Origin of the sequence: Streptomyces sp. NPDC051555, assembly GCF_044454405.1 — a bacterium.
In the GTDB taxonomy this organism is placed as follows: Bacteria; Actinomycetota; Actinomycetes; order Streptomycetales; family Streptomycetaceae; genus Streptomyces.
Genome location: NZ_JBITDP010000001.1, coordinates 92,682 through 104,681 on the forward strand (window position 1 = coordinate 92,682; position 12,000 = coordinate 104,681).

At 71.8% G+C, this 12,000-nt stretch carries 10 protein-coding genes; all 10 read left to right on the forward strand.

The genetic code is table 11. The features are described from left to right. Positions 1–16 precede the first annotated feature (16 nt). The 10 genes from ACIBEA_RS00425 (at position 17) to ACIBEA_RS00470 (ending at position 11,986) form a co-directional block, all read left to right on the forward strand. Positions 17–946: an ABC transporter permease gene (locus ACIBEA_RS00425; RefSeq protein ID WP_399256325.1), complete on the forward strand. Its 930-nt coding sequence runs from the start codon at positions 17–19 to the stop codon at positions 944–946. After that, positions 939–1,727: an ABC transporter ATP-binding protein gene (locus ACIBEA_RS00430; protein WP_399256327.1), complete on the forward strand. Its 789-nt coding sequence runs from the start codon at positions 939–941 to the stop codon at positions 1,725–1,727. Before ACIBEA_RS00425 ends, ACIBEA_RS00430 begins: the two co-directional genes overlap by 8 nt. Before the next feature lie 424 nt (positions 1,728–2,151). Then, complete coding sequence (hpnC, locus tag ACIBEA_RS00435) at positions 2,152–3,081, forward strand: squalene synthase HpnC (protein ID WP_399256329.1); 930 nt, start codon at positions 2,152–2,154, stop codon at positions 3,079–3,081. After that, positions 3,078–4,046 (forward strand): presqualene diphosphate synthase HpnD, encoded by a 969-nt coding sequence (hpnD, locus tag ACIBEA_RS00440; RefSeq protein WP_385772220.1) that lies wholly within the window; start codon positions 3,078–3,080, stop codon positions 4,044–4,046. Before hpnC ends, hpnD begins: the two co-directional genes overlap by 4 nt. Before the next feature lie 61 nt (positions 4,047–4,107). Beyond that, entirely contained in the window at positions 4,108–5,481 is a 1,374-nt protein-coding gene (hpnE, locus tag ACIBEA_RS00445) for a hydroxysqualene dehydroxylase HpnE (protein ID WP_399256331.1), read from the forward strand. Between the two features lie 50 nt (positions 5,482–5,531). Further along, a complete protein-coding gene (locus ACIBEA_RS00450) occupies positions 5,532–6,650 on the forward strand; it encodes a polyprenyl synthetase family protein (protein WP_399256333.1) in 1,119 nt (372 codons plus the stop codon). A gap of 122 nt (positions 6,651–6,772) precedes the next feature. After that, positions 6,773–8,881, forward strand: a complete 2,109-nt coding sequence (shc, locus tag ACIBEA_RS00455) for a squalene--hopene cyclase (protein ID WP_399256335.1) — start codon at positions 6,773–6,775, stop codon at positions 8,879–8,881. Beyond that, a complete protein-coding gene (locus ACIBEA_RS00460) occupies positions 8,878–9,546 on the forward strand; it encodes a 1-hydroxy-2-methyl-2-butenyl 4-diphosphate reductase (RefSeq protein ID WP_399256337.1) in 669 nt (222 codons plus the stop codon). Before shc ends, ACIBEA_RS00460 begins: the two co-directional genes overlap by 4 nt. Before the next feature lie 5 nt (positions 9,547–9,551). Continuing rightward, positions 9,552–10,583 (forward strand): adenosyl-hopene transferase HpnH, encoded by a 1,032-nt coding sequence (gene hpnH, locus ACIBEA_RS00465; RefSeq protein ID WP_399256338.1) that lies wholly within the window; start codon positions 9,552–9,554, stop codon positions 10,581–10,583. Further along, positions 10,580–11,986, forward strand: a complete 1,407-nt coding sequence (locus ACIBEA_RS00470) for an aspartate aminotransferase family protein (RefSeq protein WP_399256340.1) — start codon at positions 10,580–10,582, stop codon at positions 11,984–11,986. The genes hpnH and ACIBEA_RS00470 overlap by 4 nt, the downstream gene beginning before the upstream one ends. The last annotated feature ends 14 nt before the right edge of the window (positions 11,987–12,000 follow it).

The window sequence follows — 12,000 nt, forward strand, 5'->3', positions numbered from 1 at the left end:
ACGAAAGTTTCAACTTGTGAGTGACACAACCCACGACGGCGCCCTCGCCACGAGCAGGCCGCCGTCAGCCGACGAAGGCCTCACGGCCGCGGAGCTGGCCAAGAAGTACGGCCTGTCCGTGAGCGGTGCCCGGCCCGGGCTCGGCGAGTACGTCCGGCAGCTCTGGGGACGTCGCCACTTCATCATGGCCTTCTCCCAGGCCAAGCTGATGGCCCAGTACAGCCAGGCGAAGCTCGGCCAGATCTGGCAGGTGGCGACCCCGCTGCTGAACGCCGGTGTCTACCTGCTGATCTTCGGCGTGATCCTCGGCGCGTCCAAGGGCATGACCCTGAAGGAGTACATCCCCTTCCTGGTCATCGGGATCTTCGTCTTCACCTTCACCCAGAGCTCCGTGATGGCCGGGGTCCGGGCGATCTCCGGCAACCTCGGCCTGGTGCGCGCCCTGCACTTCCCGCGCGCCTCGCTGCCGATCTCCTTCTCGCTCCAGCAGCTCCAGCAGCTGCTGTACTCGATGATCGTGATCGTCGTGATCACCATCGGGTTCGGCAACTACCCGCGGCTGTCCTGGCTGCTGGTGGTGCCCGTGCTGGTGCTCCAGTTCGTCTTCAACACCGGGCTGGCGCTGGTCTTCGCGCGGATGGGCTCGAAGACCCCCGACCTCGCCCAGCTGATGCCGTTCCTGCTGCGCACCTGGATGTACACGTCCGGCGTGATGTTCTCCATCGAGGAGTTCCTCAGGAGCAAGCCGCAGTGGATCTCGGACGTCCTGCAGTGGAACCCGGCGGCCATCTACATGGACCTCATCCGGTACGCGATGATCGACAACTACACCGCCGCCAAGCTGCCGCCGCACGTGTGGGCCTTCGCGCTCGGCTGGGCGGTCGTCGTCGGCGGGCTGGGCTTCGTGTACTTCTGGAAGTCCGAGGAGCGTTACGGCCGTGGCTGACATCACCGTGGGGCAGGTCCCCACCGTCATCGCGGACGATGTGCACATCGTCTACCGAGTCAACACCGGCGGCGGGGGCAAGGGCAGCGCGACCGCCGCCCTGAGCAAGATAATCCGCCGCCGCAAGAACAAGGGCGACGCGCCCGGGGTGCGCAAGGTGCACGCGGTGCGCGGCGTCTCCTTCACCGCGTACCGCGGCGAGGCCATCGGCCTGATCGGCTCCAACGGCTCCGGCAAGTCCACCCTGCTGCGGGCCATCGCCGGGCTGCTGCCCTGCGAGTCCGGCAAGGTCTACACCGACGGGCAGCCCTCGCTGCTCGGCGTGAACGCGGCGCTGATGAACGACCTGACCGGCGAGCGCAACGTGATGCTCGGCGGCCTCGCGATGGGTATGTCCCGCGAGGAGATCAAGGAGCGCTACGAGGGGATCGTGGACTTCTCCGGCATCAACGAAAAGGGCGACTTCATCTCCCTTCCGATGCGCACCTACTCCTCGGGCATGGCGGCCCGACTGCGCTTTTCCATCGCCGCGGCCAAGGACCACGACGTCCTGATGATCGACGAGGCGCTCGCCACCGGAGACCGGAAGTTCCAGATCCGCTCCGAGGAGCGCATCCGGGAACTGCGCAAGGAGGCTGGCACGGTCTTCCTCGTCAGCCACAGCAACAAGTCGATCCGCGACACCTGTGACCGGGTGCTCTGGCTGGAGCGCGGCGAACTCCTCATGGACGGACCGACCGAAGAGGTCGTCTCCGCCTACGAGAAGGAAACCGGGAGCTAGGCCGTCTCTTTCGCTCTCGCCGGATCCGCCGGGCGACACGCCGAAGGCCCCCGCCGTGCTGAGAGGCGGGGGCCTTCGGCGTGTCGCGGCGGACTCGGGGCGGACTCGCGATGTCCTCTTCCTACCCGTTCCGCAGGGGCGCGCAGTGGTGATATTTCCCCGGCTGTGACATCTCGTAATGGGGCGAATACCCGATAGGCCCCGGCGCCGTTGTACAACGTAAGCTGGACCGGTCCTGAATCGCGGTATGCGGGCCGGATTCCCCGCAGGTGAACGGCCCGGCCCACCCCGGGTAAAGTCCGGCGGCGTGTCCGAAATAGGATGTATTGGGTCGGCAGTGTAGAACGGGAGATGTGACGGCAATGGCTACGGGAATTCTCCGGCCCCCAGGCGTTTTGGCCGTCCCCGCCCCGGGCGGCGGGCGGTGACCCCGGGGCAGCGCACCCGTCCCCGGGAGGAAACCGACCCCGCGCGCGCCACCCTCCGCAAGGCCGCCGCGGAGAACTTCCCCGTCGCGCCCGCCTTCCTGCCCCGCGCCTGGCGCGACGGCCTGACCGCGGTCTACGGCTACGCCCGCCTGGTGGACGACATCGGCGACGGCGACCTCGCCCCCGGGGGGCGCGACGCCGCGCTCCTGGGCCTCGACCCCGAACAGGTCGACGACCGGCTCGCCATGCTGGACGCCCTCGAGGCCGACCTGCACCGGGTCTTCGCCTCCTCCGGCGAAGGCCCGCGCCACCCGCTGCTCCAGGCGCTGCGGCCCGTCGTACGCACGCACGCGCTCACCCCCGAGCCCTTCCTCGGGCTCGTCGAAGCCAACCGGCAGGACCAGCGGGTGGCGCGCTACGAGACGTACGAGGACCTGCTCGCCTACTGCGAACTGTCCGCCAACCCGGTCGGCCGCCTCGTGCTCTCCCTCACCGGAACCAGCACACCCGAACGCGTGCGCCGTTCCGACGAGATCTGCACCGCCCTGCAGATCGTCGAACACCTCCAGGACATCACCGAGGACCTGGACCGGGACCGGATCTACCTCCCGGCCCAGGACATGCGCCGCTTCCACGTCACCGAGGCCGACCTGCGCGCCCCGGTCGCGAACGCGTCCGTCCGCTCCCTGGTCGCGTTCGAATCCGAACGCGCCCGCCACCTCCTGAATGAAGGCACCCCCCTGGTGGGTAGCGTGCACGGCAGACTCCGGGTGCTGCTCGCGGGCTTCGTGGGAGGCGGGCGCGCCGCCCTGAACGCCGTGGCAGCCGCCGGATTCGACGTGGCACCCGGCCCGCCCAAGCCCACCAAGAGCGGCCTGCTCCGCGAGGTGGCCGCCGTCCTGCGCACAGCGCCGAGAAAGAGGTGAGCCCGAACGTGGAGGGCCCCACGCACGCGTCCGCACCGTCCGCCCCGTCGGCACCGGTACTCGCCGCCTACAGCTACTGCGAAGCCGTCACCGGCTCGCAGGCGCGCAACTTCGCGTACGGCATCAGGCTGCTGCCCACCGACAAGCGGCAGGCGATGTCCGCGCTGTACGCCTTCTCCCGGCGCGTCGACGACATCGGTGACGGGACGCTCCCGCCCGAAGCCAAGTTCGCCCGGCTGGAGGAGACCCGCGCCCTGCTCGCCCGGGTCATCGACGGCGCCGTCGACGAGGACGACACCGACCCGGTCGCCGTCGCCCTCGCCCACGCCGCCCGCCGCTTCCCCATCCCCCTCGGCGGCCTCGACGAACTCATCGACGGCGTCCTGATGGACGTCCGCGGCGAGAGCTACGAGACCTGGGACGACCTCAAGGTCTACTGCCGCTGCGTCGCGGGCGCCATCGGCCGGCTCTCCCTCGGCGTGTTCGGCACCACGCCCGGCGCGCCGGACGCCGCACGCGCGGGCGAGTACGCCGACACGCTCGGCCTCGCCCTGCAACTCACCAACATCCTCCGCGACGTTCGCGAGGACGCCGGCAACGGGCGGACCTACCTGCCCGCCGAGGACCTCGCCAAGTTCGGCTGCTCCGACGGCTTCCACAGCGACCGGGCCCCCGCCGGAGCGGACTTCGCCGGGCTCGTCCACCACGAAGTGCGCCGCGCCCGCGCCCTGTTCGTCGAGGGCTACCGGCTGCTGCCGATGCTCGACCGGCGCAGCGGCGCCTGCGTCGCCGCCATGGCCGGGATCTACCGGCGCCTGCTCGACCGGATCGAGCGCGAACCCGAGGCGGTGCTGCGCGGGCGCGTCTCGCTGCCCGCCCGCGAAAAGGCGTACGTCGCCGTGCGCGGCCTCTCGGGCCTCGACGCCCGGACCATCTCGCGCCAAAGCACCCGGAGGCGGCCCTGATGGGAACCGGCGCAACCCCGAGCGGCGCCTCGGCGTCTGTCGGGGCGAACAAGGAGGATCAATGACCGCGGACCGAGCGGTGGTCATCGGGGGCGGCCTCGCCGGAGTGAGCGCCGCGCTCCAGCTCGCCGACGCCGGCATGCGCGTGACGCTGCTGGAAGGCCGCCCGCGGCTCGGCGGGCTCGCCTTCTCCTTCAAGCGCGGCGACCTCGACGTCGACAACGGCCAGCACGTCTACCTGCGCTGCTGCACCGCCTACCGCTGGTTCCTGGACCGGATCGACGGCGCCGACCTCGCCCCGCTGCAGGACCGGCTCGACGTACCCGTCCTCGACGTCGCGCACCCCGGCGGGCCGCGGCTGGGCCGGCTGCGCCGCAGCGCCCTGCCCGTCCCCCTGCACCTCGCCTCGTCGCTGGCCCGTTACCCGCACCTCTCCCTCGCCGAGCGGGCGAGCGTGGGACGGGCGGCCCTCGCGCTGCGCCGCCTCGACCCGACCGACCCGGCGCTCGACGGGCTGGACTTCGCGACCTGGCTCGGCCGCTACGGACAGTCCCCGCGCGCCATCGAGGCCCTGTGGGACCTCGTCGGCATCGCCACCCTGAACGCCACCGCCGCACAGTCCTCGCTCGGACTGGCCGCCATGGTCTTCAAGACCGGACTGCTCTCCGAGAACGGCGCGGCCGACATCGGCTGGGCCCGGGTGCCGCTCGGCGAACTCCACGACACCCTCGCCCGCAAGGCCCTCGACGCGGCCGGCGTCCGCACCGAACTGCGCGCCCGCGTCACCGACATCACCCGCACCCCGGAGGGCGGTTGGAGCGTCGCCACCGAGGACCGGAGCATCGACGCCGACACCGTCGTGCTCGCCGTCCCGCAGCGCGAGGCCCACGGCCTGCTGCCCACCGGCGCCCTGGAAGACCCCGACAAGCTCCTCGACATCGGCACGGCGCCCATCCTCAACGTCCACGTCGTCTACGACCGCAAGGTGCTCAAGCGGCCCTTCTTCGCGGCGCTCGGCTCCCCGGTCCAGTGGGTCTTCGACCGGACCGACAGCTCCGGCCTGGCCGACGGCGGCCAGTACCTGGCCCTGTCCCAGTCCGTCGCCCAGGACGACATCGACGAACCCGTCTCGGTGCTGCGCGCGAAGTACCTGCCCGAGCTGGAGCGGCTGCTGCCCGCCGCCCGCGGCGCCAAGGTCCGCGACTTCTTCGTCACCCGGGAGCGGACGGCCACGTTCGCCCCCACGCCCGGCGTCGGCCGGCTGCGACCGGCGGCCCGCACCGACGCGCCCGGGCTGTACCTGGCCGGCGCGTGGACCGCCACCGGCTGGCCCGCCACCATGGAGAGCGCCGTACGGAGCGGACTGAACGCGGCCCACGCCGCGCTCGCCGCCCTCGGCCGCCCCCGCGAACACCCGCTGCAGGAGGCGGCATGACGATCACCAGCACGACCGGTACCGCACGTACAGGAACCAGAGGAGAGCCAGTGAATCCGGGGAACCCGGCTGTCGGGAGCGCCGAGCAGGCCGAGGGCGCAGCGAGCGCCGCGGGCGCGGCCCGCGGCGGAGCGGAGCGCACGGACACCGTCGCGCTCCTGGAGCGCGGCCGCACCCTGTCGACTCCCGTCCTGCGCGCGGCGGTCTCGCGGCTCGCACCACCCATGGACACCGTCGCCGCCTACCACTTCGGCTGGATCGACGCCCAGGGCAACCCGGCCGACGGCGACGGCGGCAAGGCCGTGCGCCCCGCGCTCGCACTGCTCTCCGCCGAGGCGGCGGGCGCGGCGGCCGAGGTCGGCGTCCCCGGCGCGGTCGCCGTCGAGCTGGTGCACAACTTCTCCCTGCTGCACGACGACCTGATGGACGGCGACGAGCAGCGCCGCCACCGCGACACCGTGTGGAAGGTGCACGGCCCGGCCCTGGCGATCCTGGTCGGCGACGCGCTGTTCGCGCTCGCCAACGAGCTCCTGCTGGAACTGGGCACGGTCGAGGCCGGTCGCGCCGCGCTCCGACTGACCACCGCCAGCCGCAAACTGATCGACGGTCAGGCCCAGGACATCTCCTACGAGCACCGCGAGCGCGTCAGCGTCGAGGAGTGCCTGGAGATGGAGGGCAACAAGACCGGTGCGCTGCTCGCCTGCGCGGTCTCCATCGGCGCGGTGCTCGGCGGCGCCGACGACCGTACGGCCGACAAGCTGGAGGAGTACGGCTACCACCTCGGCCTCGCCTTCCAGGCCGTCGACGACCTGCTCGGCATCTGGGGCGACCCCGAGTCCACGGGCAAGCAGACCTGGAGCGACCTGCGCCAGCGCAAGAAGTCCCTGCCCGTGGTCGCCGCGCTCGCCGCGGGCGGCCCGGCCTCCCAGGAGCTCGCCGAACTCCTCGCCGCCGATGCGAAGAGCAACGACTTCGAGAACTTCTCCGAGGAGGAGTTCGCGGCCCGCGCCGCGCTCATCGAGGCGGCGGGCGGTCGCCAGTGGACCGCCGACGAGGCGCGCCGCCAGCACGTGATCGCCGTCAAGGCGCTCGACGACGTGGACATGCCCCAGCGGGTGCGCGACCAGCTCGTCGCCCTCGCCGACTTCGTCGTCGTGCGCAAGAGGTGATCGCCACCCGAACGCGGATATGACGCGCAAGTCGCCGGCCGGAGCCGCTTCCCACGGGTAGCGCGCACCGGCCGACGGCGGACCCCAGCACAGCAGAGGACACTGCCACGTAAGGGGAAGCCATGACAGCGACGACCGACGGCGGCGGTGGGGACTGCCCCGCCGACTCGGACAGCGACACCGCACCACCGCCGCGCCCGCAGCGCGGCGCACCGCCGGGCCGGGGCGCCGGCCCCGAGCGCGCCGCGGCGCGGGCCACCGACGAGCGCGTCCGGGAGGCCGCGGACCGGGCCACCCGCAACCTGCTGGACCGCCAGGACCCCGAGGGCTGGTGGAAGGGCGACCTGGAGACCAACGTCACCATGGACGCCGAGGACCTGTTCCTGCGGCAGTTCCTCGGCGTCCAGGACGAGGCCACCACCCGGGCGGCCGGGCTGTTCATCCGCGGCGAGCAGGGCCCCGACGGCACCTGGGCCACCTTCCACGGCGGCCCGTCCGACCTGTCCGCGACCGTCGAGGCGTACGTCGCCCTGCGCCTGGCCGGCGACGATCCGGGCGAGGAGCACATGGCCCGCGCCTCGGCCTGGATCCGGGCCCACGGCGGGATCGCGGCCGCCCGGGTGTTCACCCGGATCTGGCTCGCCCTGTTCGGCTGGTGGAGCTGGGACCAGCTGCCCGAACTCCCGCCCGAGCTGGTGTTCCTGCCCAAGTGGGTGCCGCTCAACATCTACGACTTCGGCTGCTGGGCCCGCCAGACCATCGTGCCGCTCACGATCGTCTCCGCCCAGCGGCCGGTCCGCCCGGCGCCCTTCGCCCTCGACGAACTGCACGCCGACGCGCGGGACCCGTATCCCGCGCGGCAGTTGGCCCGCCTCGTCAGTTGGGACGGCGCCTTCCAGCGCATGGACCGGGCCCTGCACCTCTACCGCCGGTTCGCGCCGCGCCGGTTGCGCAAGGCCGCCATGGACGCGGCCGCCCGCTGGATCATCGAACGCCAGGAGAACGACGGCTGTTGGGGCGGCATCCAACCGCCCGCCGTGTACTCCGTCATCGCGCTGCACCTGCTCGGCTACGACCTGCGCCACCCGGTGATGCGCGCGGGGATGGAGTCCCTCGACCGGTTCGCCGTGTGGCGCGAGGACGGGGCACGGATGATCGAGGCCTGCCAGTCCCCGGTCTGGGACACCTGCCTCGCCGCGATCGCCCTCGCCGACGCCGGCCTGGCGCCCGACCACCCCGCCCTGGTCAAGGCCGCCGACTGGATGCTCGGCGAGGAGATCGTCCGCAGCGGCGACTGGGCCGTCAAACGCCCCGGACTCGCCCCCGGGGGTTGGGCGTTCGAGTTCCACAACGACAACTACCCCGACATCGACGACACCGCCGAGGTCGTGCTCGCCCTGCGCCGGATCCGCCACCCGGACCCCGCGCGGCTGGAGGCGGCCGTGGCCCGCGGGGTGTCCTGGAACCTCGGCATGCAGTCCCGCAACGGGGCCTGGGGCGCCTTCGACGCCGACAACACCAGCGTGCTGCCCAACCGGCTGCCGTTCTGCGACTTCGGCGAGGTCATCGACCCGCCCTCGGCGGACGTCACCGCCCACGTCGTGGAGATGCTCGCCGTCGAGGGCAGGTCGGGGGACCCCCGCACGCGACGCGGCATCGACTGGTTGCTCGCCGAACAGGAGCCCTACGGAGCCTGGTTCGGCCGCTGGGGCACCAACTACGTCTACGGAACGGGGTCGGTGGTCCCCGCGCTCACCGCCGCCGGGACACCGCTCACCCATCCCGCGATCCGGCGCGCGGTGGCCTGGCTGGAGACCGTACAGAACGAGGACGGGGGCTGGGGCGAGGACCAGCGCTCCTACCAGGACCCCTCCTGGGCGGGGCGCGGCGCCTCCACCGCATCGCAGACCGCGTGGGCCCTGATGGCCCTGCTCTCGGCCGGAGAGCGCGAGAGCGGGGCCGTGCGGCGGGGGATCGCCTACCTGGTGGAGACCCAGCGGGCCGACGGCTCCTGGGACGAGCCCTACTTCACCGGCACCGGCTTCCCCTGGGACTTCTCCATCAACTACCACCTCTACCGGCAGGTGTTCCCCCTGACGGCACTCGGCCGCTACCTGTACGGCGAACCCTTCGGCGCGGGGGCCGGCGGCGCGGCCGCCCACGCGGGGGGCAGGGCGACGGCCACGGGTCCGGGTCAGGCCCCGGCCGTCGCGGACGGGGAACCCCGATGACGGCGGCCCGGGCCGTCGGACCCGAAACCGACGCCCCCCTCCTCATCGCCTGCGCCCTGCGCATCGAGGAGCTGGCCCTGCGCAGCGGCCACCGCCGCGGCGCGCCCGAGGGGTACGCCGTCCTGCGCAGCGGCATGGGGCCGCGCGCCGCCGAGCGGGCCGTGGCCCGCTCGCTGGAGGCACCCCGAATGCGCGGGGCGGCGGTCCTCGCCACCGGGTTCTGCGCCGGGCTCGTCCCCGGCATGCACCCCGGCGACCTGGTGGTCGCCGACGAGACCCGGGACCCGCGCGGCGCCGTCGAGTGCGTCGCCACCGAGCACCTCGCCGAGGCGCTCGCCCGGGCGGTACCCGGCCGGACCGTCCACACCGGCCCCCTGATCGGCTCCGACCACGTCGTCCGCGGCCAGGAGCGCGCCCACCTGCGCGCCACCGGCGCCATCGCGGTCGACATGGAATCGGCTGCCACCCTCTGGACCGCCGCCCACACCGGCGACCGCACCGGGCCGCGCCCGGTTGCCGCCGTCCGGGTGATCGTGGACGCTCCGGAGCATGAGCTGGTCCGCATCGGCACCGTACGCGGTGGAATATCGGCTTTCCGTGTATTGCGTGCCGTACTACCCGCATTTTATGAATGGCACCGTTCTTCGCTGCTCCCCAGGAGGTGAGCCAGATGGCCATGCCGTTGCGACAGTCCATCAGGGTCGGGACGTATCTCATCGAACAGAAGCTCCGCAAGCGTGAGAAGTTCCCGCTGATCGTCGAGCTGGAGCCGCTCTACGCCTGCAACCTGGCCTGCGAGGGGTGCGGGAAGATCCAGCACCCGGCCGGGGTGCTCAAGCAGCGCATGCCGGTGGCCCAGGCGGTCGGCGCCGTACTGGAGTCCGGCGCCCCCATGGTGTCGATCGCGGGCGGCGAGCCCTTGATGCACCCGCAGATCCACGAGATCGTGCGCCAGTTGGTGGCGAAGCGGAAGTATGTGTTCCTCTGCACCAACGCGCTGCTGCTCCGCAAGAAGATGGCGAAGTTCACCCCCTCGCCCTACTTCGCCTTCGCCGTCCACATCGACGGCCTGCGCGAACGGCACGACGAATCCGTCGCGAAGGAAGGCGTCTTCGACGAGGCGGTCGAGGCCATCAAGGAGGCGAAGAAGCGCGGGTTCCGGGTGACCACGAACTCCACCTTCTTCAACACCGACACCCCGCAGACCATCATCGAGGTGCTCAACTACCTCAATGACGACCTCCAGGTCGACGAGATGATGATCTCGCCCGCCTACGCCTACGAAAAGGCTCCCGACCAGGAGCACTTCCTGGGCGTGGAACAGACCCGGGAACTCTTCCGCAAGGCGTTCTCGGGCGGGAACCGCGCCCGCTGGCGGCTGAACCACTCGCCGCTCTTCCTGGACTTCCTGGAAGGGAAGGCCGATTTCCCCTGCACCGCGTGGGCCATTCCCAACTACTCGCTCTTCGGCTGGCAGCGCCCCTGCTATCTGATGAGCGACGGGTACGTGCCGACGTACCGGGAACTGATCGAGGACACCGACTGGAGCAAGTACGGCCGCGGAAAGGACCCGCGCTGCGCGAATTGCATGGCGCACTGCGGGTACGAACCCACCGCCGTCCTCGCCACCATGGGCTCGCTGAAGGAATCGCTGCGGGCGGCCCGGGAGACGGTGGGGGGCAACCGGGAGAAGCGGCCGTGACGGCGGCCACGGGGGGCCCGGGCAAGGAGTTCGACCTGGGCTCCCTGCTGGCCGAGCGGGGCGGCGAGCGCTACGAACTGCACGCGCGCTACCTCAACCACCAGCTGCCGCGGATGCTCCACACCATCGGATTCGACAAGGTCTACGAGCGGGCCGAGGGCGCCCACTTCTGGGACGCCGAGGGCAACGACTACCTCGACATGCTGGCGGGCTTCGGCGTGATGGGGCTGGGCCGCCACCACCCGGTCGTCCGGCGGGCGCTGCACGACGTGCTCGACGCGCAGCTCGCCGACCTCACCCGCTTCGACTGCCAGCCGCTGCCCGGGCTGCTGGCGGAGAAGCTGCTGTCCTACAGCCCGCACCTGGAGCGGGTCTTCTTCGGCAACAGCGGCACCGAGGCCGTCGAGACCGCGCTCAAGTTCGCCCGCTTCGCCACGGGCCGACCCAGGATCCTGTACTGCGACCACGCCTTCCACGGGCTCACCACCGGCGCGCTGTCGGTGAACGGGGAGGCGGGCTTCCGGGACGGGTTCGCCCCCCTGCTGCCCGACACGAAGATCGCGCTCGGGGATCTGGCGGCCCTGGAGCGCGAGCTGGCGCGCGGTGACGTGGCCGCCTTCGTCGTCGAACCGATCCAGGGCAAGGGGGTCCTCCAGGCCCCGCCCGGCTTCCTGCGCGCCGCGCAGGAGCTGCTGCACCGGCACAAGGCGCTGCTCATCGCGGACGAGGTGCAGACCGGCCTCGGCCGGACCGGGGAGTTCTACGCCTACCAGCACGAGCCGGGAGTGGAGCCGGACCTGGTCTGCGTGGCCAAGGCGCTGTCGGGCGGCTACGTGCCGGTCGGGGCGACCCTGGGCAAGGACTGGATCTTCAAGAAGGTCTACTCGTCCATGGACCGGGTGCTCGTGCACTCGGCCAGCTTCGGTGCCAACGCGCAGGCGATGGCGGCCGGGCTCGCGGTGCTCTCCGTCATGGAGAACGAGTCGGTGGTGGCGAACGCCCGCGCCATGGGCGACCTGCTGCGCGGGCGGCTCGCGGCGATGGTGGACGAGTACGAGCTGCTGCACGAGGTGCGCGGCCGGGGGCTGATGATCGGCATCGAGTTCGGCCGCCCGTCCTCGCTCGGCCTGCGCAGCCGGTGGACCATGCTCCAGGCCGCGCGCAAGGGGCTCTTCGCGCAGATGGTCGTCGTACCGCTGCTCCAGAAGCACCGGATCCTGACCCAGGTCTCCGGCGATCACCTGGAAGTGATCAAGCTGATCCCGCCGCTGATCGTGGACGAGGCGGACGTGGACCGCTTCGTGGGCGCCTTCCGGGAGGTCATGGACGACGCCCACGGCGGGGGCTCCTTGATGTGGGACTTCGGCAGGACCCTGGTCAAGCAGGCCGTCGCGAACCGCTGACGGCCCGGCCCCGC